The 20076-nt window shown below is 72.0% G+C and carries 17 protein-coding genes; 8 read left to right on the top strand and 9 right to left on the bottom strand.

The annotated features are described in order from the left end of the window. Nucleotides 1-47: 47 nt before the first annotated feature. Together ACZ4VT_RS23670 and ACZ4VT_RS23665 are read right to left on the bottom strand one after the other, a co-directional pair. Nucleotides 48-839 carry a hypothetical protein gene (locus ACZ4VT_RS23670; RefSeq protein WP_467952564.1) on the bottom strand — a complete coding sequence of 264 codons (792 nt, stop codon included), beginning with the start codon at nt 837-839 and terminating at the stop codon, nt 48-50. 5 nt (nt 840-844) lie between these two features. Beyond that, a complete protein-coding gene (locus tag ACZ4VT_RS23665) occupies nt 845-1441 on the bottom strand; it encodes a papain-like cysteine protease family protein (protein ID WP_467952445.1) in 597 nt (198 codons plus the stop codon). A 229-nt stretch (nt 1442-1670) separates the two neighbouring features. Here ACZ4VT_RS23665 and ACZ4VT_RS23660 point away from each other — a divergent pair, with 229 nt between their 5' ends. Then, nucleotides 1671-2603 (top strand): hypothetical protein, encoded by a 933-nt coding sequence (locus tag ACZ4VT_RS23660; protein WP_467952443.1) that lies wholly within the window; start codon nt 1671-1673, stop codon nt 2601-2603. Nucleotides 2604-2614: 11 nt separating this feature from the next. Here ACZ4VT_RS23660 and ACZ4VT_RS23655 read toward each other — a convergent pair whose 3' ends face one another. Further along, the gene (locus tag ACZ4VT_RS23655) at nt 2615-3046 is read right to left on the bottom strand and encodes a Rieske (2Fe-2S) protein (RefSeq protein ID WP_467952442.1); all 432 of its coding nucleotides are present in this window, start codon (nt 3044-3046) and stop codon (nt 2615-2617) included. Nucleotides 3047-3172: 126 nt separating this feature from the next. Between ACZ4VT_RS23655 and ACZ4VT_RS23650 the strand changes: the two genes are divergently transcribed. Next, nucleotides 3173-4054, top strand: a complete 882-nt coding sequence (locus ACZ4VT_RS23650) for a carbohydrate kinase family protein (RefSeq protein WP_467952440.1) — start codon at nt 3173-3175, stop codon at nt 4052-4054. A 144-nt stretch (nt 4055-4198) separates the two neighbouring features. Here ACZ4VT_RS23650 and uvrA read toward each other — a convergent pair whose 3' ends face one another. Beyond that, a complete protein-coding gene (uvrA, locus tag ACZ4VT_RS23645; protein ID WP_467952439.1) occupies nt 4199-7189 on the bottom strand; it encodes an excinuclease ABC subunit UvrA in 2991 nt (996 codons plus the stop codon). 185 nt (nt 7190-7374) lie between these two features. On the opposite strand from uvrA, the gene ACZ4VT_RS23640 reads away from it, so the two are divergent. From ACZ4VT_RS23640 to ACZ4VT_RS23630, 3 genes are all read left to right on the top strand, one after another. After that, the gene (locus tag ACZ4VT_RS23640; protein ID WP_467952438.1) at nt 7375-8064 is read left to right on the top strand and encodes a maleylpyruvate isomerase family mycothiol-dependent enzyme; all 690 of its coding nucleotides are present in this window, start codon (nt 7375-7377) and stop codon (nt 8062-8064) included. A 9-nt stretch (nt 8065-8073) separates the two neighbouring features. Next, the gene (locus tag ACZ4VT_RS23635) at nt 8074-8730 is read left to right on the top strand and encodes an MBL fold metallo-hydrolase (RefSeq protein ID WP_467952437.1); all 657 of its coding nucleotides are present in this window, start codon (nt 8074-8076) and stop codon (nt 8728-8730) included. A 99-nt stretch (nt 8731-8829) separates the two neighbouring features. Then, complete coding sequence (locus tag ACZ4VT_RS23630; RefSeq protein ID WP_467952436.1) at nt 8830-10290, top strand: MFS transporter; 1461 nt, start codon at nt 8830-8832, stop codon at nt 10288-10290. A gap of 14 nt (nt 10291-10304) precedes the next feature. On the opposite strand, the gene ACZ4VT_RS23625 is transcribed toward ACZ4VT_RS23630, so the two are convergent. The 4 genes from ACZ4VT_RS23625 to uvrB all read right to left on the bottom strand — a co-directional run bounded on the left by ACZ4VT_RS23625 (nt 10305) and on the right by uvrB (nt 16402). Then, on the bottom strand, nt 10305-11288 hold the full coding sequence (locus ACZ4VT_RS23625) for a TerC family protein (protein WP_362809130.1): 984 nt from the start codon (nt 11286-11288) through the stop codon (nt 10305-10307). A gap of 239 nt (nt 11289-11527) precedes the next feature. Then, entirely contained in the window at nt 11528-13522 is a 1995-nt protein-coding gene (locus ACZ4VT_RS23620; protein ID WP_467952435.1) for a TerD family protein, read from the bottom strand. Nucleotides 13523-13578: 56 nt separating this feature from the next. Then, entirely contained in the window at nt 13579-14157 is a 579-nt protein-coding gene (locus ACZ4VT_RS23615; protein WP_351298444.1) for a TerD family protein, read from the bottom strand. Nucleotides 14158-14245: 88 nt separating this feature from the next. Then, a complete protein-coding gene (gene uvrB / locus ACZ4VT_RS23610) occupies nt 14246-16402 on the bottom strand; it encodes an excinuclease ABC subunit UvrB (protein WP_467952433.1) in 2157 nt (718 codons plus the stop codon). A 234-nt stretch (nt 16403-16636) separates the two neighbouring features. Between uvrB and ACZ4VT_RS23605 the strand changes: the two genes are divergently transcribed. The 3 genes from ACZ4VT_RS23605 (at nt 16637) to ACZ4VT_RS23595 (ending at nt 19694) form a co-directional block, all read left to right on the top strand. Continuing rightward, the gene (locus ACZ4VT_RS23605; protein ID WP_467952432.1) at nt 16637-17539 is read left to right on the top strand and encodes a glycerophosphodiester phosphodiesterase; all 903 of its coding nucleotides are present in this window, start codon (nt 16637-16639) and stop codon (nt 17537-17539) included. Nucleotides 17540-17654: 115 nt separating this feature from the next. Continuing rightward, nucleotides 17655-18218, top strand: coding sequence for a methylated-DNA--[protein]-cysteine S-methyltransferase (locus ACZ4VT_RS23600; RefSeq protein ID WP_467952431.1), 564 nt, complete (start codon nt 17655-17657; stop codon nt 18216-18218). A gap of 180 nt (nt 18219-18398) precedes the next feature. Next, the gene (locus ACZ4VT_RS23595) at nt 18399-19694 is read left to right on the top strand and encodes an MFS transporter (protein ID WP_467952430.1); all 1296 of its coding nucleotides are present in this window, start codon (nt 18399-18401) and stop codon (nt 19692-19694) included. Nucleotides 19695-19705: 11 nt separating this feature from the next. Here ACZ4VT_RS23595 and ACZ4VT_RS23590 read toward each other — a convergent pair whose 3' ends face one another. Next, nucleotides 19706-20074 carry a cupin domain-containing protein gene (locus ACZ4VT_RS23590; protein ID WP_467952429.1) on the bottom strand — a complete coding sequence of 123 codons (369 nt, stop codon included), beginning with the start codon at nt 20072-20074 and terminating at the stop codon, nt 19706-19708. Nucleotides 20075-20076 lie beyond the last annotated feature (2 nt).

The raw sequence follows: 20076 nt of genomic DNA, 5'->3' as shown, positions 1-20076 counted from the left end.
GCCCGTCCGGCGTTTGAGGACCGGGGTCCGGGGCAGAGCCCCGGGAGCTACGCCACGACGGCGCGACGGCGGCGGAGGGCCAGCACCCCGGTTCCGCCCAGCGCCAGCGCCGCGGCGCCTCCGGCGAGCACCTCCACCGGGGTGCCGGCGGCCTCGGCCACGGCCGGCTCGGCGTAGCCGCCCGCCACGCCCCGCGCGGCATACGCGGAGCCCGGCAGCTTGTCCCCGTACGCGGCGGCCACCCGGGCCCGGTACCCGTCCAGGCTGGCACCCCCCGCGCCCACGGCCCGCACCCCGTCCTCGTCCAGCGGCAGCACCCGACCGCCCCCGGCCACGTACCACGCGTCGATCTGCGGCTCCCGGAACACCGTCCCGCCGGGCAGTTTCTCCGCGCCCTGCCGCGCGTAGCGGAATTCGTCGTCGCCGGTGGCGATGTTCACCACCTGCCAGCCCGCCTCCGTCCGCGCCGTCCACAGCGCGGCCTGCCGGCCGTCGGAGGAGACCGCCTTGCTGGCGAGGAACTCCAGGCGGGCGACGGACGCCCCCGCCCGGCCCGCGACGAAGTCCGGGGAGAGGTGGTTGACCGGTATCGCCTCGCCCTCGATCCGGGGCTGCGCGGCCGCGAGGGAGACCTTGCCCTCGCGGGCGAAGAAGCGGGAGAGGATGGCGAGGGTGTCGGGTGCGGCTGCCGCCTTCGTGGCGGCGGCCCGGTTCTCGGCGGTGGCGGCCTCGGGCTGCGGTACGGGTCCCCCGGGGGCCGCGGCTGCGAGCGGGGCGAGCCCGAGGAGGGCGGTGGCGGCGAGGACCGCGGCGGCGGTGGCGGTGACGCGAAGGGTCATGGCGGTCACGTCCCGATCCGGTAGAGCGAGTGGGTCCAGGAGAAGGTGCTGTTGTTCACGTACCAGGCGTGCGAGGCCCAGTTGTAGCGGTCGCTGGAGGGCCAGGGGTCGCCCCAGTACACCCAGTTGCTCGCGGTGTCGTAGCCGTAGACGACGTGCATGTGGCCGCCGCCGTTCGACCACTGGATCCGGGTCTCGATCGGCCGGTTGGCGTTGATCTCGGTCTGGACGGTGGAGTACTGGAGCCAGCCGTTGACGTACGAGCCGGGGTTGATGCCGGCCCAGCGCAGTCCGGTCTGGACGTTGCCGAGGGTGGCCTGGTTGTTGGGGCATTCGCTGCCCTGCTGGCGGTTGAAGGCGGCGTTGCAGAACTGGTTCTGGGTGTGGTTCCGGCCGAACCACGTGGCGATGGTGTTGCCGCCCGCGGCCCAGCACCAGTTGGTCTTCTGCTGCGCCTGCATGGTGATGTTCAGGCGCTTGTAGGCAAGGGCGGATTCGGTGCCGGTCTCGGCTGCCGTGGCGGTGGCGGTGCCGACGGGCAGGGTGAACAGCACGGTGGTGAGGAGGGCGGCCAGGGAAAGCCGCCCGTTTCGGTTGCGCATCGCGTTCCTCCCAGTGTGGGGATTGGGGGGTGGAGGAGCGCGTCCGGACGCTGTTCAGGAGCATCAAGCAGTTGTCGCGATCAGGTCAACACGCTTCAATACGCGGTGACGTTGCAGTGTGAACGGTGGGGCTGTGGTGTGAACGGTTGCTGTCGTTCCACCTGGTCCTCCGGAGCCTCCGGCGCGATCCTCCGCGCCGACGCGTGTGAACGTTCACAGAGGAGTCGCGATGGCGCCGACCGGGGACACGGCCGAACTCGGCCGGTTACTGCGCGGCGGCCCCTTCCACCTCGCTCTGCGCGCCGCCCTCGCCGCGCGCGGACTGCCCCTGCACCGGATCCAGCACCGGCTGGCGGCCCGGGGCATCAAGGTCGGTGTCACGAGCCTCAGTTACTGGCAGCAGGGCGCCCGGCGGCCGCGTCACGCGGAGTCGCTGCGGGCCGTCACCGCCCTGGAGCAGATCCTGGAGCTGCCCGACGGCGCCCTCCTGCGCCTGCTCGCCGCGCCGGAACCCGGCCCGGGGCCGGCCCGTCCGGCCACCCGCTCGTACCGGGCCCTGTTCAGCATGGGCGGCACGGTGGAGCGGCTGCTGGACGGGATGGAGCTGCCGCCGGACGGCGGACTGCACACGCTCGGCCACCACGAGCGGGTCCGCATCGGCCCGGCGGGCGAGCTGCGGGTCCGCGCGTCGCAGCAGATCGTCCGGGCGCACCGCGACGGGGTCGACCGCTACCTCGCCGTCCACCACGGCGACCCGGGCTGCGACGTCTCCCGGATCCGCGTGGCGGCGTACGAGAACTGCCGTACGGGCCGGGTGCGCTGCCATCCGGAGGCCGGGGTGGTGGTCGCGGAGCTGCTCTTCGACGCGCGGCTGCGCCGCGGGGACACCTACGTCTTCGGCTACGGCATCGAGGACGGTACGGGCGCCCGCAGCCGCGAGTACGTGCGCGGCTTCAGCTACGCGGGCGGCCAGTACATGCTCCAGGTCCGCTTCGACGAGGCGGCCCTGCCGGTGCGCTGCCGGCGCTTCGCCCGCACCGGGCCGAAGGCCCCGCGCACGGGCCTCGTGGACCTGACGCCCGGCGGCCGGCACCGGGCGGTGCACCTGGTGGAGCAGACGGTGCGGCGCGGGATCCTCGGGATCACATGGGACTGGGAGTGACCTGCGCGGGGTCAGCCCGCGATGAGCTTGCCGTTCTCGGCCCGGACCGGGACGGCGGGCAGCGGGGAGGAGGCCGGGCCGCGCAGGACCTCGCCGGTGGCCACGTCGAAGCGGCTGCCGTGGCAGGGGCAGTTGCCCTGACCCTCGACGATCTTGTCGAGGACGCAGCCGGCGTGCGTGCACTGGGCGCTGAACGCCGTGTACCGACCCTCCGCCGGGCAGCTGACGATCAGCTTCCGCTCCCGGTACAGCTTGGCGCCGCCCACCGGGACGTCGGCCGCGGCGCCGAGCTCCACCGGCGCGGTGGGCGTGGCGGGGGTGTTGCCCCCGCTGTTGGTCTCGGTGGAGCAGGCCGCGAGCGTCACTCCGGCGCCGGCGGCCCCGGCGAGCGCGGCGGCGCCCTTGAGGACGGTACGGCGGGCGGCTGACTGCGGCGCGGGCATGCGGTTCTCCTGGGGTACGGGCACGGTGGGCGGGGTACGGGCACGGGCCGTGGCGCGGGCCGGGGCACCGGCCGGGGCACCGGCCCACCCGACGATACCGCCGCCGCATGGGATACCTTCCCCCGCGTGATCGTCGTCGGCGGAGAAGCCCTCATCGACCTGGTGCCCGCGCAGCGGCCGCCGGGCGCGCTGCTGCCCCGGCCGGGCGGCGGACCGTACAACACCGCGCTCGCCCTCGGGCGGCTCGGCGCCGAGACGGCCTTCTGCTCGCGGGTCTCGGCGGACGGCTTCGGCGAGAGCCTGCTGGCCGGGCTGCGCGCGGCCGGGGTGGACGTGTCGCTGGTCCAGCGCGGACCGGAGCCGACCACCCTCGCCGTGCCCTCGCTGGCCCCGGACGGCTCGGCCTCGTACGGCTTCTACGTCGAGGGCACGGCGGACCGGCTGTTCACCCTGCCGCCCGCCCTCCCCGACGGGGTACGGGCCCTCGCGCTCGGCACCTGCTCGCTGGTCCTGGAACCGGGCGCGAGCGCGTACGAGGCCCTGCTGCGCCGGGAGTCGCGGCGCGGGCTGCTGACCCTGCTGGACCCCAACATCCGGCCGGCGCTGATCGCGGACCCGGCGGCGTACCGCGCGCGCTTCCTGGAGCGGCTGCTGCCGAGCACGACCGTCCTCAAGCTGTCCGAGGAGGACGCGGCCTGGCTGGGCGGCGGGGTCCGCGACTGGCTGGCGGCGGGACCGTCGGCGGTGGTGCTGACCCGGGGCGCGGCGGGCCTGACCGTCTGGACGCGGGAGGGTGCGGAGCACTCGGTGGCGGCCCGCCGGGTCGCGGTGGCCGACACGATCGGGGCGGGCGACACCGTCAACGCCGCGCTGCTGCACCGGCTCGCCGGGGCGCCGGGGCAGCCGGTGGACTGGCCGGACGTCCTCGCCTACGCCGCCCATGCGGCGGCCCTGACCTGCACGCGGGCGGGCGCGGAGCCTCCGTACGCGGCGGAGCTCAGCGGATAGCGGCCCACACGGTCCCGGCCACGGCCGGACTCCTCCACCGGCTGCACCACTTGGGCGCGGAGAAGTGCAGGAAGAAGGCCCGCTGGGTGCGGCGCTCAAATGCCGGCGGGGCCACATCGAGCCCCGCCGGCGTTTGAGCGGCGGTTACGCCTTGCGGGTCCGCGCAGCCGCCTTCTTCGCCGGAGCGGCGGCCTTCTTCGCGGCAGCAGCCGTCTTGGCGGCAGCGGCCCTCTTCGCCGGGGCCTTCTTGGCCGACGCCTTTACCACCGCCGCAGACGCCCCGTCGTAGATGCGGTCCGGCCCCAGGATGTCCCGCAGGAACTTGCCCGTGTGGCTGGCTCCCACCGACGCCACCTGCTCCGGCGTGCCCTCGGCCACCACCAGGCCGCCGCCGTAGCCGCCCTCCGGGCCCATGTCGATGACCCAGTCCGCGGTCTTGATGACGTCCAGGTTGTGCTCGATGACGATCACCGAGTTCCCCTTGTCCACCAGCCCCGACAGCACCTTGATCAGCTTCGAGATGTCCTCGAAGTGCAGACCCGTCGTCGGCTCGTCCAGCACGTACACCGTCCGGCCCGTCGACCGCTTCTGCAGCTCGGAGGCCAGCTTCACGCGCTGCGCCTCACCACCCGACAGCGTCGGCGCCGACTGGCCGAGGCGGACGTAGCCCAGCCCGACCTCGTTCAGCGTCTTCAGGTGGCGCGCGATCGTCGGTACCGCCTCGAAGAAGCCCAGCGCCTCCTCGATCGGCATGTTCAGGACCTCGGCGATGGACTTGCCCTTGTAGTGGACCTCCAGCGTCTCCCGGTTGTACCGGGCGCCGTGGCACACCTCGCACGGGACGTAGACGTCCGGCAGGAAGTTCATCTCGATCTTGATCGTGCCGTCGCCGGAGCAGTTCTCGCACCGGCCGCCCTTCACGTTGAAGGAGAAGCGGCCCGGCAGGTAGCCGCGCACCTTCGCCTCCATCGTCTCCGCGAAGAGCTTGCGCACGTGGTCGAAGACACCGGTGTACGTGGCCGGGTTCGACCGCGGCGTGCGGCCGATCGGCGACTGGTCGACGTGCACGACCTTGTCGACGAGGTCGTCCCCGTCCACCCGGGTGTGCCGCCCCGGCACCGAGCGGGCGCCGTTCAGCTCGCGCGCCAGGTGCGTGTAGAGGATGTCGTTGACCAGCGTCGACTTGCCCGAGCCGGACACGCCCGTCACGGCCGTGAGCACGCCCAGCGGGAAGGACACGTCGATGTCCCGCAGGTTGTTCTCCTTGGCCCCGTGGACGGTGAGCCTGCGCTCGCCGTTCACGGGCCGGCGCACGTCCGGGATCGCGATGGAGCGCTGGCCCGACAGGTACTGCCCGGTCATCGACTCGGTGTTCTTCAGCAGGTCCTTCAGCGAACCGCTGTGCACCACCTTGCCGCCGTGCTCACCCGCGCCCGGACCGATGTCGACGACCCAGTCGGCCACCTTGATGGTGTCCTCGTCGTGCTCGACCACGATGAGCGTGTTGCCCATGTCCCGCAGCCGTACCAGCGTCTCGATCAGCCGGTGGTTGTCCCGCTGGTGCAGGCCGATGGAGGGCTCGTCCAGCACGTACAGCACGCCGACCAGGCCGGAGCCGATCTGCGTGGCGAGCCGGATGCGCTGGGCCTCGCCGCCCGACAGGGTGCCGGCGGCCCGGTTGAGCGAGAGGTAGTCGAGACCGACGTCGACGAGGAAGCGGAGCCGCTCGTTGACCTCCTTCAGGACGCGCTCGGCGATCTTCTTGTCGCGGGCGTCGAGCCGCATCCGGCCCAGGAAGTCCGCGCACTCGCTGATCGACATGGCGGCGACCTCGGCGATGGACTTCTCCATCACCGTCACGGCGAGCACGATCGGCTTGAGGCGGGTGCCCTCACAGGTCGGACAGGGCACCTCGCGCATGTAGCCCTCGAAGCGCTCGCGGCTGGCGTCGCTCTCCGATTCCGCGTGCCGCCGCTTGACGAACGGCACGGCGCCCTCGAAGGCCGTCGTGTACGCCCGCTCGCGCCCGTACCGGTTGCGGTAGCGGACCTCGATCTGCGTCTTGTGCCCGTAGAGCAGGGCCTTCTTCGCGCGCGCCGGCAGCCCGGCCCACGCGATGTCGGTCCGGAAGCCGAGCTCCCCGGCGAGCGCGCCGATCAGCCGCTGGAAGTAGTCCTTGGTATGGCCGAGCGACCACGGCGAGACCGCGCCCTCGTCCAGGGACTTGTCCTCGTCCGGAATGATCAGCTCGGGGTCGACCTCCATGCGCGTGCCGATGCCGGTGCACTCGGGGCAGGCGCCGAAGGGCGAGTTGAAGGAGAAGGAGCGCGGCTCCAGCTCCTCGAAGGAAAGGTCGTCGTACGGGCAGTAGAGGTGCTCGGAGTACATCCGCTCACGCTCGGGGTCGTCCTCGGCGAGGTCGACGAAGTCCAGGATCACCATGCCGCCGGAGAGGCCGAGGGCCGTCTCCACGGAGTCGGTGAGCCGGCGCTTGGCACTGTCCTTGACGGTGAGGCGGTCGATGACCACCTCGATCGTGTGCTTCTCCTGCTTCTTCAGGGTGGGCGGCTCGGAGAGCTGGATGGTCTCCCCGTCCACCCGGGCCCGGCTGTAGCCCTTGGTCTGCAGGTCGGCGAAGAGGTCGACGAACTCGCCCTTGCGCTCGCGCACCAGCGGCGAGAGCACCTGGAAGCGGCTGCCCTCGGGGAGCGCGAGCACCTTGTCGACGATCGCCTGCGGCGACTGGCGCGAGATGGGGCGGCGACACTCGGGACAGTGCGGCTTGCCGATGCGGGCGAAGAGGAGGCGCAGGTAGTCGTAGACCTCGGTGATGGTGCCCACGGTCGAGCGCGGGTTGCGCGAGGTCGACTTCTGGTCGATCGAGACGGCCGGGGAGAGGCCCTCGATGAAGTCGACGTCGGGCTTGTCCATCTGCCCGAGGAACTGGCGTGCGTACGACGAGAGCGACTCGACGTAGCGGCGCTGACCCTCGGCGAAGATCGTGTCGAAGGCCAGGGAGGACTTGCCCGAGCCGGAGAGTCCGGTGAAGACGATGAGCGAATCGCGGGGCAGGTCGAGCGAGACATTCTTGAGGTTGTGCTCGCGAGCGCCACGAACGATGAGACGGTCGGTCACGCCGGTCCGCACCTTTCTTGAGAGAGCGGGGGCACGGGCCCCCGTCCCAGGGTATGGGGGGCGCCTCTGCGGTGGAGATGGAGTCTGGACTTCGAGCGTATAGCACGCACATTCGATTTACGGCACTCCGGAGACCTCTTCACCCGATCGTGTGGCCGAAGTCCCAGGACCACTAGGCTCGACTCATGACTGATCATGTGCACGACCTGCGATCTGTACGTGAAGCCACGGACCGGCTGCTGACCGCAGTCGCGAAAATGGACAACGCAGCCCTCGCCGAGGAGTCACATCTCCCCGGCTGGACCCGCGGCCACATCCTGGCCCACCTCGCGCGCAACGCCGACGCCCTCGTGAACGTCTTCGAGGGGCGCCCGATGTACGAGAGCGCCGCCACGCGCGACACGGACATCGCACGCGACGCCGGCCGGCCCCTGGAAGAACACCTCACGGACCTCCGTGATTCCGGGGCCCGCTTCCTCGCCACCACGGAGCCCGACCAGGACTGGTCCCGCACCGTCGAACTGCGCAACGGCATCACCGACCTCGCCGCCAACGTGCCCTTCCGCCGCTGGGTCGAGGTCGACCTGCACCACGTCGATCTGAACATCGGCTACGAGCTCGACGACCTGCCGGCGGAGTTCACCGACCGCGAGATCACCTTCCTCGCCGACCGCTGGTCCGCGCGTCCGGAAGTGCCGCCGACGGCCCTGGCCACGCCCGACGGGCGCACCTGGCGCACCGGCTCCGCCGGGGAACCTGTCGTGACCGTGTCCGGCACCGCCGCCGGACTGCTGGCCTGGCTGGCCGGCCGCGGCGACAAGGGCGCCTCCCTGACCACCACGGGCGGCCCCCTGCCCGAGCTCCCGCCGCTCTAGGATCAAGACATGACGTACACCGGAGAGGTCAAGGTCGGCGGTCCGGCCGACGTGCACGAGCTCGCGGACCTGATGATTTCCAAGGTCGCGGTGGGCCCCATGAACAACAACGCGTACCTGCTGCGCTGCCGGGCCACCGACGAGCAGCTGCTCATCGACGCGGCCGCCGAGGCGGGCACACTGCTGAACCTGATCGGCGACGACGGCATCGCGTCCGTGGTCACCACCCACCGGCACGGCGACCACTGGGGCGCGCTCGCTCCCGTCGTGGAGGCCACCGGAGCGCGCACGTACGCGGGCGCCCTCGACGCGGAGGGCATCCCCGTCGGCACGGACGTCCTGGTCGGCGACGGGGACACGATCACGGTCGGGCGGGTCAGGCTGACCGCCCGCCACCTGGTCGGACACACCCCCGGCTCGATCGCCCTGATCTACGACGACCCGCACGGCCACGCGCACGTGTTCACCGGCGACTGCCTCTTCCCGGGCGGCGTCGGCAACACCCAGGGCGACCCGAAGGCCTTCGCGAGCCTGATCGACGACGTGCAGCACAAGCTCTTCGAGCAGCTGTCGGACGAGACCTGGGTCTACCCCGGCCACGGCAACGACACCACGCTCGGCGCGGAGCGGCCGCACCTGGCCGAATGGCGCGAGCGCGGCTGGTAGCCGGGGCAGCGCGTCAACTTCGGTACGCGGCGCACTCCTTCCGGTCGTTGACGGCCGAACGCACGTCCTGAGGGGCGGGGAACGGGTAATTGGTGCACCATGCACCAAGACCCAGCCCCGCCCCTCGCGTCCTCCCCCGTCCCCCTTCCCTCCCCCGCCTCCCCCGCCACCGCCACCGCCGCGTCCGCCACCGCCCGGCCGGCGGAGACGGAGACGGAGGCCGAGGACTCGACCCGCCCCGGCATGCTGCGGCTCGCCCTGGCCTCGCTCGCAGGGACCGCGATCGAGTTCTACGACTTCTTCGTGTACGGAACGGCCGCCGCCCTCGTGCTCGGCCCGCTCTTCTTCCCTTCCTTCTCCCCGCTCGCCGGGACCCTCGCCGCGTTCGGCACCTTCGGCGTCGGCTTCCTCGCGCGCCCGCTCGGGTCGGCGGTCTTCGGCCACATCGGCGACCGCTACGGCCGACGCCCGGTGCTCCTCGCCTCCCTGCTCCTCACCGGCCTCGCCACGGTCGCCGTGGGCTGCGTGCCCACGTACGGCTCGATCGGCGTCGCCGCGCCCGTGCTGCTGCTCCTGCTGCGCTTCCTGCAGGGCCTCGGGCTCGGCGGAGAGTGGGGCGGCGCGGTGCTGCTGACCGCCGAGCACGCGCCCGAACAGCGGCGCGGACTGTGGTCGAGCTTCCCGCAGATCGGCCCGCCGGTGGGCTTCCTGCTGGCCAACGGCCTGATGCTGGGGCTGTCCGCGGCACTGACCGACGCGCAGTTCACCTCGTGGGGGTGGCGGGTGCCCTTCTGGGCCGCCGGACTGCTGGCCCTCGCCGGTCTGTGGCTGCGCCGCTCGGTGGAGGAGACCCCGCAGTTCAAGGCGCTGACCGAGACCGGGCGGCGGGCCGAGGCGCCGCTGGCCGAGGTGGTCCGCGGCCACTGGCGACTGCTCCTGCTGACCGGCGGGGCGCTCGCCGCGGCCTACGCCGTCTTCTACGCGGTCACCACCTGGGCCCTCGCGTACGCCACCGAGCGCCTCGGCCTGGGCCGGACGGTGGTGCTGGCCTGCATCATGGGCGCCGTGGCGCTGATGGGCCTGGTGACCCCGCTGGTGGCGGTGCTCGGCGACCGGTACGGCCGCCGGCCGCTGTGCCTGGCCGGGTGCAGCGCCTGCGCCCTGCTGATGTTCCCGCTGGTGGCGCTGCTCGGTACGGCAGATCCGCTGCTGATGACGCTGGGCTTCGCGGCGGCGCTGCTGGGCATGGTGACGATGTTCGCGGTGGTGGGTGCGTACCTGCCGGAGCTGTACGCCCCGCGCATCCGCTGCACCGGCGCGGCCGTCGGCTACAACCTGGGCGGGGTGCTGGGCGGGGGGCTCACCCCGATCGTGGCGACGGCGCTGGCGGACGGCCCCGGTCCGCCGTGGGGCGTCGCGGTGTACCTGACCGGGATCGCGCTGCTGAGCCTGGGCTGCTTCGCGCTGCTGCCGGAGACCAGCCCGCTGGTGGTAGGGGCGGGCTCGGACGCCGGCAGGGAAACGGAAGCGGGGGCGGCCGAAGCGGCCGCCCCCGCGTAGCTCCGTAGCCGCGGTTACGCGTCGATGCTCTCCTGGCGGGCGGCGGCCTCGGCCGCCGCCTGCTTCTTCGAGGCCATCAGGCTGGTGATCGTGGTGATGACCAGGACACCGCAGATGACGCCCAGGGAGACCGGGATCGAGATCACCGGGACGTGCACCCCGTTCTCGTGCAGGGCGTGCAGCACCAGCTTGATGCCGATGAAGCCCAGGATGATCGACAGGCCGTAGCTGAGGTGGACCAGCTTCTTCAGCAGACCGCCGATGAGGAAGTACAGCTGGCGCAGGCCCATCAGGGCGAAGGCGTTGGCGGTGAAGACGATGTACGGATCCTGGGTGAGGCCGAAGATCGCGGGGATCGAGTCCAGGGCGAACAGCACGTCGGTGGTGCCGATGGCGAGCATGACGACCATCAGCGGGGTCAGCACGCGCTTGCCGTTGTTGATGATGAAGAGCTTGGTGCCGTGGTACTGGTCGGCGACGCCGAACTTCTTCTCGACGGACTTGAGGAGACGGTTCTCCTCGAACTCCTCGTCGTCCTCGTCCTTGCGGGCCTCCTGGATCAGCTTCCACGCGGTGTAGATCAGGAACGCGCCGAAGATGTAGAAGACCCAGGAGAAGTTGGCGATGACCGCGGCGCCGGCGGCGATGAAGACCGCGCGCAGGACCAGGGCGATCAGGACGCCGATGAGCAGCACGCGCTGCTGGAGGTGGGACGGCACCGCGAACTTCGCCATGATCAGGACGAAGACGAAGAGGTTGTCGACGCTCAGGGACTTCTCGGTGATGAAGCCGGCGAAGAACTCCTGCGACGCCTGGGGGGTGCCGAAGAACCACAGGCCGAGGCCGAAGAGTGCGGCGAGGACGATCCACACGACCGTCCAGGTGCCGGCTTCCTTGATCGACACGTCGTGCGGCTTGCGGCCGATGAAGAAATCGGCACCGATGAGGAGGGACAGACCAAGAATGGTCGCGGCCCACAGGGCCCAGGAAACTTCCATGGTGAACACGCCTCCGGCGGATGGCTCAGGACTACGTCAGCGTCATCGCTGCCGGAGGTCTCTTCCACCCGGGCGGCCTGGAGGCCGTGGGCCGACGCCCCGGGACCGACTGCGCGCACGATCGCCGCAGTGGTCCGTATTGACGGGTACGCCGTAGCAGGAAAGCAGGAATACTCCCCTCCGCACACACGAGCATACCCATCAAGGGCCGAAAAGGTAAAGGGAATGCCAAGTGATGGTCACGGGCGGGTAGTGCGCCGGGCCTCCGCCACCCGGTCCAGTGCCTGTTCGAGGACTCGGCTGCCCTGCGGCGGAAGGTCCGGTTCGAAGGTCCAGGCGTGGTGGACCCAGGGATCGGCGAGGTGGCTGTCCGGAACCGGCGACAGCCGCATCAGCGAGCGCCACAGCGGGTCCAGCAGCGGCCCGTAGGCCGAGGCCTCGTCGCGGTCGGCGACCATCAGCAGGTGCACGCCGACCGCCGGCCCCTCGTCCGCGAGGTACCGCAGCTGGGTGACGGCGCGGTCGTCGAAACCGTGCGGGAAATCGTGCACGACCAGCAGCTGCTCGGCCGTGTCCACGTCCGGGGGCAGGTCCTCGGGCGCGCCGGCCCGCAGCGCCATCTGTACGAGGTCCACCCGCCGGGTGAGGCGGGCCAGGGTCTCGGTGACCCCATGGGCCCCCGCGGCGGGCGGTCCGGCCAGCACCCCCGCGCGGACGAGGGGCGCCAGGGAGGCGGTGCCCGCCCCGGCCGCGTCGATGACGTGGACGGAGAACCGGTCGGCGGGGTGGACCGCGAGCAGCCGCACCGCGTGCGCGACGGCCATGTCCATGGCTGCCCGGCGCAGCCGGTCGGTGTCCATGGCCATCGCGGCCTCGGAACCGGTACGGCCGTTGTCGATCCAGATCCCGCGCTCCAGCGGGACCCTCATCAGCATGGGGATCCGCAGGTCGGGGCGCTCGGGCAGGTAGAGGTCGCCCAGGCGCAGGGCCAGCGGGTTCTCCTCGGGCGGCGCGGTCGCCCGGCTGTCGTGCCAGACCGGGTTGCCCCAGCGGGCGTACGCGGCCGGCAGCGCGGGCTCGACCACCTCGGACTCGGCGATCAGCTGGGCGAGGTCGCGGTCGAGGACGGCCTGGGCCTGGGCGACGAGCTCCTCGCGGCGGGCCCGGGCGGTGTCGCGGGCGGCGTTGCCGGAGCCGCCGAGGCGGTGGCGCGGGTCGGAGAGGGCCTCGTCGAGCTCACGGTCCATGCGGGAGTCGGCGAATTCCACGGCGCTGCGGTAGGCGGCCAGCGTGCGGGCCAGGTCCTCGAACATGCCCCAGACCTGGTTGTAGAGCCGCTCCTCCATGGACCAGCCGCTGGCGTCACCGGCGACGGGCCGCGGCGGCTGTCCGGGCTCCTGCGGCGCGGCGGCCCGCGGCGCCGGCTCGGGCGGCTCGGTGCTGGTGCGGCGGCGCCGCGGGTGGGCGTAGTCGATGGTGGGCGGCGAGCCCCCGGTGTCGCCGGCGGGCGCGGGCCCGGGCGTACCGGCGTACGGGACCCCGGAGACGGGGATCTGGTCGGACGGCTCGGGGGCGGCCGCGGGGCCCTGGGCCGGGTTCGGGGCCGGGTTCTGGCCCGGGTTCTGCGGGGCGCGCAGGTCACCGGCCAGGGTCCGCAGGGCCGCGAGTGTGGCGTCGCCCTGCGCGGCCGGGTCGGCCGTGCTCAGCGCGGCGGCGGCCAGGGCCGCGGCGTCCGCCGCGGGCAGTCCGCCGTCGGTCAGCAGGGCGCCGAGGCCGTCGGCGTAGCCCTGGCCCACGGCGCGGACCTTCCAGGCGCCCTGGCGCCGGTACAGCTCCATGGCGACCACGGCGGTCTCGGCGTCCAGCCCGGTCAGGGTGTAGCCGGCCAGCTCGGCGCCCGCCGGGTCGGCCACGGCCACGTAGGAGGCCGGGACGGAGCCGAAGCGCACCGGGCCGCCGGGCGGCAGGACGAGCAGCACGCCGACCCGGTGGACGTCCGCCGCGACCTCGTCGAGGTCGACGGCGAAGGTGTGCCGGTCGGCGAGGTTCCCGGGCGCCTGCACGCCGGGGAGGGACCTGGCCCCCGGGTGGGCCAGTACCGCGTCGCCGGCGAACCGGCCCTGTTCGTCGGCGAGCGAGGCCAGGGCGAGCACGGCTGTGCCCGCCGAGACCCTGATCTCCACCCGGCTGTGGGACACGGGGTGGTTCTGCCCCCGGACCAGTTCGGCCGTCATCGTGCAGCCCCTCCCCCGTGCCTTCTTCTCTCGTGCTTCGTCTCGTCCCGGTACTGCTACAGGTGCGGCAGGATCGCCGGCATCAGGTCCTGGAAGGTGCGGCCGTTGGCCGGGTTTCCGAGGGCCGTCATCTGCCAGCCGGCGCCCAGGCGGGACACCTTCGCCATGATCTGCGCGGTGTACTGACCGCCGCCGTCGAGGGTGTAGCGGGCCAGCTCCTGGCCGTTGGTCTCGTCGACGATGCGGCAGAACGCGTTCTGCACCTCCTGGAACGTCTGGCCGGTGAAGGAGTTCACCGTGAAGACGATCTGGTCGATGTGGACCGGCACGCGCTGGAGGTCGACGAGGATCGCCTCGTCGTCCCCGCCCTGGCCGACGCCGCCGACGAGGTTGTCACCGGTGTGCCGGACGGAGCCGTCGTCGCTCTGCAGGTGACGGAAGAACACGACGTCCACCGGCTGCTTGTCGGCGAAGAGCACGGCCGAGGCGTCGAGGTCGATCTCCCGCGTCCGCGAGCCGAACAGTCCGCGGCGCTTCGCCGCCTGCCAGCCGAGGCCCATCCGGACCGCGGTCAGCGTGCCCCCGTCCGCCTTCTGCAGACTGATGGCCTGACCCTTGGTCATATTGACCGTCACGTGCTGTCCCCTCTCCATGGCCCGCCCCATTAACGGGCGCGCAGGGTGTACCTGCGGCTGTGATTCAACCCTACTGACCCGGTCCGGGTCAGGCGAGGCCCGCTTCCTTCATCTGCCGCAACTCCTTCTTCAGCTCGCCCACCTCGTCCCGGATCCGGGCGGCGACCTCGAACTGCAGCTCCGCGGCCGCCCCGCGCATGCGCTCGGTCATCTGCTCGATGAGCGCGGCCAGCTCCTCGGCGGGCCGGTCGGTGAGCACCTCGGTGCCCTTCGCGCCCTTGGCGGCCTTCGCGCCCTTGCCGCCCGCCTTGGTCTGGGCGGCCCGGCCGCCGAGCGCCGGCACCGGCGCCTTGGCCCCCTTGCCGTCCTTGGCCTGCCGGTATCCGGTGCCGAGGAGCTCCTCGGTGTCGAGTTCCTCGCGGGCGATCGTGGCGACGATGTCGTTGATCTTCTTGCGCAGCGGCTGCGGGTCGATGCCGTTCGCCGTGTTGTAGGCGATCTGCTTCTCCCGGCGCCGGTTGGTCTCGTCGATGGCCTTCTCCATCGCCGGGGTCATCTTGTCCGCGTACATGTGGACCTGGCCCGAGACGTTGCGCGCCGCACGGCCGATGGTCTGGATCAGGGAGGTCCCGGAGCGCAGGAAGCCCTCCTTGTCGGCGTCGAGGATCGCCACCAGGGACACCTCGGGCAGGTCGAGGCCCTCGCGGAGCAGGTTGATGCCGACCAGGACGTCGTACTCGCCGGCCCGCAGCTCGCGCAGCAGCTCGATGCGGCGCAGGGTGTCCACGTCGCTGTGCAGGTAGCGGACCTGGATGCCGAGCTCCAGGAAGTAGTCGGTGAGGTCCTCGGCCATCTTCTTGGTGAGGGTGGTGACGAGGATCCGCTCGTCCTTCTCCACCCGCTGCCGGATCTCGTGGACCAGGTCGTCGATCTGCCCCTCGGTGGGCTTGACCACGACCTCGGGGTCGATGAGGCCGGTGGGGCGGATGATCTGCTCGACGAAGCCGTCGCCGCGCGAGAGCTCGTACTTTCCGGGGGTCGCCGACAGGTAGACGGTCTGGCCGATGCGCTCCTGGAACTCCTCCCACTTCAGGGGACGGTTGTCGAGGGCGGACGGCAGCCGGAAGCCGTGGTCGACCAGGGTCCGCTTGCGGGAGGCGTCACCCTCGTACATGGCGCCGATCTGCGGCACGGTCACGTGCGACTCGTCGATGACCAGGAGGAAGTCCTCCGGGAAGTAGTCGATGAGGGTGTTCGGCGCGGAGCCGCGCTCGCGGTCGTCCATGTGCAGCGAGTAGTTCTCGATGCCGGAGCAGGACCCGATCTGCCGCATCATCTCCAGGTCGTACGTGGTGCGCATGCGCAGCCGCTGCGCCTCCAGCATCTTGCCCTGCTTCTCCAGCTCGGCGAGGCGCTCGGCCAGCTCGGCCTCGATGCCGTTGATCGCCTTCTCCATGCGCTCGGGGCCGGCGACGTAGTGGCTGGCGGGGAAGACGTACAGCTCGCGGTCCTCGCTGATGACCTCGCCGGTCAGCGGGTGGAGGGTGGAGAGGGCCTCGATCTCGTCGCCGAACATCTCGATGCGGACGGCCAGTTCCTCGTAGACCGGGAAGATCTCGATGGTGTCGCCGCGCACCCGGAAGGTGCCGCGGGTGAAGGCCACGTCGTTGCGCGTGTACTGGATGTCGACGAAACGGCGCAGCAGCTGGTCCCGGTCGATCTCCTCGCCGACCTTGAGGGAGACCATCCGGTCGACGTACTCCTGCGGGGTGCCGAGGCCGTAGATGCAGGACACGGAGGCGACGACGATCACGTCGCGCCGGGTCAGCAGCGAGTTGGTCGCGGAGTGGCGCAGCCGCTCCACCTCCTCGTTGATCGAGGAGTCCTTCTCGATGTACGTGTCCGACTGCGGTACGTACGCCTCGGGCTGGTAGTAGTCGTAGTACGAGACGAAGTACTCGACGGCGTTGTTCGGCAGGAGCTCGCGGAACTCGTTCGCCAGCTGGGCGGCGAGCGTCTTGTTCGGCGCCATGACCAGGGTGGGGCGCTGAAGCTTCTCGATCATCCAGGCGGTGGTCGCCGACTTGCCGGTGCCTGTCGCACCCAGCAGGACGACATCCTTCTCACCTGCGCGGATGCGCTTCTCCAGGTCGGCGATGGCCGCCGGCTGGTCGCCGCTGGGCTGGTACGGGCTGACGACCTCGAAAGGCGCCACCGTGCGTTCGATCTTCGATACGGGCCGCATGAGTCAACCGTACGACCCCCCACTGACACTCACGCGTCCCCGCCCGGCCGCGGCGCCCTCCGGCGGGTCCGGACGCCCGGGAGCCCCGTCATTCGTTCTGGTCCGTTTGTCGTAGTTCGGTGGCGGCTCGGTGATCTTCAACCCCATGATCGCCGTGAAGTGCATCGCCACAACGTCTGCCGCTCCGCACCCGTCTGACGCAGGAACAGGGCTCACGACCCGAGGAGAACGCACATGTACGTCCGACCCGCCGCCGCGGCCGCCGCCGCATTCCTGGGCTTCACCCTCACCCTGCTGGGCGGGACGGCCTCGTACGCCGCCACCGGGCCCGGATCCGCCACCGACCGGGCAGCGCTGGGGGAACCCGTCGTGTACGCCCACCGGGGGGCCTCGGCGTACGCACCGGAGAACACCCTGGCCGCGATCGACCTGGCCATGCGGCTGGGCTTCGACTGGGTCGAGAACGACGTGCAGCGCACCATGGACGGCGAGCTGGTGGTGATCCACGACGACACCCTGGCCCGGACGACGAACGTCGAGCAGGTGTTCCCGGGGCGCTCCCCCTGGAAGGTCAAGGACTTCACGGCCGCCGAGATCGCCCGGCTGGACGCGGGCAGCTGGTTCGGCGAGGAGTACGCGGGCGCCCGCGTGCCGACCCTGCGCCAGTACCTGGGCCGGGTGCAGCGCAACCAGCAGAAACTGCTGCTGGAGATCAAGAAGCCGGAGCTCTACCCGGGGATCGAGGAGCAGACCCTGAAGGTGCTGGGCGACGCCGGCTGGCTCGACGAGCGGCACGTGACGCAGCGCCTGGTGGTGCAGAGCTTCAGCGCCGACTGCGTGCGCATCGTGCACCGGCTGCGCCCGGACCTGCTGACGGCCTTCCTGGGCACCCCCACCGTGGCGGACCTGCCGCGGTACGCGGAGTTCACCGACCGGATCAACCCCTGGCACACCACGATCTCGGCCGACTGGGTCGCGGCGGTGCACGGCCTGCTGGGGGCCCACGGCAAGGCCATGGAGGTGGACACCTGGATCGTGGACGACGCGGCGACCGCCCGGAAGGTCCAGGACATGGGTGTGGACGGGATCATCACCAACGCCCCGGACGTGGTGCAGGAGGCGGTCGACGGGTTCTGAGTCCGCCGCCGTGCCGCGGCGGGCGTGTGTGGCGGGTGATGTGGTTCATGCGGTTGATGCGGGTGATGTGACCGAAGCGGCCGGCGTTGTCAGGGGGGAGCCGTACGGTGGGGGCGTGGACACCACCGAGCCGCCCCGCGGGCCGCACCTCGAATGGACCGTCGTCGCCAGCGACATCGGTCCCCTGCTCCTGGCCGCCACCCCGGAGGGTCTGGTCCGGGTCGAGTTCCATGCCGCCCCGGACCGGGTCGAGAAGATGATCGGCCCGCTCGTCTCCCGGCTGGGCGCCGACGCCCGCCGCCCCGCGCCGGGCGAGGAGGTGCTGCTGGCCGAGCCCATACGCCAGCTCAAGGCGTACTTCGCCGGCACGCTGCGGCGCTTCGAGCTGCCGCTGGACTGGCGCCTCAGCTCCGGTTTCAACCGGCAGGTGCTCCAGGAGCTGGACCGAACCGTGCCGTACGGATCGGTCGTCGGCTACGGGGAACTGGCCGCCCGCGCCGGACAGCCCGGCGCCGCCCAGGCCGTGGGCAACGCCATGGGTTCGAATCCGCTGCCGCTGGTGGTGGCCTGCCACCGGGTCGTGGAGAACGACGGGGGCATCGGGGGATTCGGCGGCGGGGTGGAGACCAAGCGGCAGCTGCTCGCGTTGGAAGGCGTGCTTCCGCAGCCGCTGTTCTGAGGGAGGTCCGGCCTTCGGGCCGCAGTGCGGTACCGGCTTGCGGGCCGGCCGGCACGCAGGGACGGTTCCGCCGGGCAGTAAGGGGTGGCACACTGCGGCGGTGACTACTGCCGCCGCCGCACCCGGCTCCCCCGCGCCCTCCGGGCCCCGCGTCACGCACCCGCGCAAGCGGGGCGCGGCATGACGGCCTCCCCCGGCACGGACCGGCCGGCTCCGCCGCTCGGTCTCCCGGACGTGGCGCGGCTGCAGCGGCGCACCTCCCGGGTCCTCATCGCCGGCCAGATCCTCGGCGGCCTCGGCGTGCCCATCAGCATCGCCCTGGCCCCCGTGCTCGCCACCGAGATCAGCGGCACCGAGGCCCTGTCCGGCCTCGCCTCCACCGCCGCGGTGATCGGCACCGCCCTGGTCTCGCTGCCGCTCGCCGCCCTGATGACCGCGCGCGGGCGACGCCCCGGCCTGGTCCTCGCCTACGCGATCGGCGCCGTCGGAGCGGGACTGGTCGTCCTCGCCGCGACGATCCGGAACTTCCCGCTGCTGCTGCTCGGCATGGCCGCCTTCGGCGCCGCCTCCTCCGCCAACCTCCAGGCCCGGTTCGCCGCCGCGGACCTCGCCGCCCCGGACCGCCGGGCCCGGGCGATCTCCGTCGTCGTGTGGGCGTCCACCCTCGGCGCGGTGCTCGGCCCCAACCTCTCCGCGCCGGCCAGCCGCAGCTTCGCCGGGACCGCGATACCCGAGACGGCGGGGCCCTTCGTATGGGCCGCCGCCGTCTTCCTACTCACCGGCACGCTGATCGGCGTACTCCTGCGCCCCGACCCGCTGCTGACGGCCCGGGCGCTCGCCGCTCCGGCGGAGCAGACGCGCGAGGGCCGCTCGCTGCGCGCCGGGTTCGCCGCCGTCAAGGCCTCCCCGCGGGCCCGCCTCGCGCTCGTCACCGTCGCCGTGTCGCACACCGTCATGGTCTCGATCATGGTGATGACCCCGATGGACCTGGGCCACCACGGCGCCGGCCTGGAGCTCGTCGGGCTGGTCATCAGCATTCACATCGCGGGCATGTTCGCCTTCTCCCCGCTGATGGGGTGGCTCGCGGACCGGCTCGGACGGCTGTCCGTGATCGGCCTGGCCGCCGGGCTCCTGTCGGTCGCCGCGCTGCTCGCGGGGACGGCCGGGCCCAGCCACGGCCGGAGCATGCTCGGGCTCTTCCTGCTCGGACTGGGCTGGTCCGCCGGGATGGTGTCCGGCTCGGCCCTGCTGACCGACTCGGTGCCGCAGCCCGCGCGGGCCGCCGTACAGGGTCTGAGCGACCTCACGATGAACGCGTCCGCGGGGGTGGGCGGCGCGGCCGCCGGCCTGGTCATGTCCCAGGCGGGCTACGGCTGGCTGAACGCCGTCGGCGCCGCGCTGCTGCTGCCGATGGCGGCGCTCGCCCTGTTCACCGCGCGCCGCCACCCCGTCGCCGCGAAGGGCGTCACCGGCTGAGGGCCTCGGCCTCAGTAGCTGATGTGGTAGGCCTTGCGGAGCGTCTCGTGCACGGTCCAGGTGGTCTTGTCGCCCTCCCGCAGGACGCAGGCGGAGCCGGGACCCACCTCCAGGGTCTCGCCGCCCTCGACGTCGACGGTGGCGCGGCCGCTGACCACCACGAACAGCTCGTTGGCCTCGGTGTCGGTGACCACGCCCGGGGTGATCTGCCAGATCCCGCGCACCTGGCTGCCGTCCGGCGACTCCCAGAGCACCTTGCCCGTCACGACGGGCTCCCCCGAGACGATCTGGTCGGGGTCGAGGTCCTCGGGCTCCAGTTCCGCGTCCGCGACGGAGACGGAGAAGGAGGCGGGGGCGGCGGAGTGATCACTGGTGCTCATGG

Source organism: Streptomyces sp. NPDC029164 (genome assembly GCF_055563995.1).
Note: the sequence above shows the minus strand (reverse complement) of the source record. Positions and strands in the feature narration are given on the sequence as shown.

What these genes read in the sequence shown, in the direction of transcription:
- ACZ4VT_RS23670 (WP_467952564.1), bottom strand. Translation starts at nt 839, where the DNA reads ATGACCCTTCGCGTCACCGCCACCGCCGCCGCGGTCCTCGCCGCCACC.
- ACZ4VT_RS23640 (WP_467952438.1), top strand. Translation starts at nt 7,375, where the DNA reads ATGACTGATCATGTGCACGACCTGCGATCTGTACGTGAAGCCACGGAC.
- ACZ4VT_RS23655 (WP_467952442.1), bottom strand. Translation starts at nt 3,046, where the DNA reads ATGCCCGCGCCGCAGTCAGCCGCCCGCCGTACCGTCCTCAAGGGCGCC.
- ACZ4VT_RS23630 (WP_467952436.1), top strand. Translation starts at nt 8,830, where the DNA reads ATGCACCAAGACCCAGCCCCGCCCCTCGCGTCCTCCCCCGTCCCCCTT.
- ACZ4VT_RS23660 (WP_467952443.1), top strand. Translation starts at nt 1,671, where the DNA reads ATGGCGCCGACCGGGGACACGGCCGAACTCGGCCGGTTACTGCGCGGC.
- ACZ4VT_RS23635 (WP_467952437.1), top strand. Translation starts at nt 8,074, where the DNA reads ATGACGTACACCGGAGAGGTCAAGGTCGGCGGTCCGGCCGACGTGCAC.
- ACZ4VT_RS23620 (WP_467952435.1), bottom strand. Translation starts at nt 13,522, where the DNA reads ATGACGGCCGAACTGGTCCGGGGGCAGAACCACCCCGTGTCCCACAGC.
- ACZ4VT_RS23625 (WP_362809130.1), bottom strand. Translation starts at nt 11,288, where the DNA reads ATGGAAGTTTCCTGGGCCCTGTGGGCCGCGACCATTCTTGGTCTGTCC.
- ACZ4VT_RS23590 (WP_467952429.1), bottom strand. Translation starts at nt 20,074, where the DNA reads ATGAGCACCAGTGATCACTCCGCCGCCCCCGCCTCCTTCTCCGTCTCC.
- ACZ4VT_RS23605 (WP_467952432.1), top strand. Translation starts at nt 16,637, where the DNA reads ATGTACGTCCGACCCGCCGCCGCGGCCGCCGCCGCATTCCTGGGCTTC.
- ACZ4VT_RS23665 (WP_467952445.1), bottom strand. Translation starts at nt 1,441, where the DNA reads ATGCGCAACCGAAACGGGCGGCTTTCCCTGGCCGCCCTCCTCACCACC.
- ACZ4VT_RS23595 (WP_467952430.1), top strand. Translation starts at nt 18,399, where the DNA reads ATGACGGCCTCCCCCGGCACGGACCGGCCGGCTCCGCCGCTCGGTCTC.
- uvrB (WP_467952433.1), bottom strand. Translation starts at nt 16,402, where the DNA reads ATGCGGCCCGTATCGAAGATCGAACGCACGGTGGCGCCTTTCGAGGTC.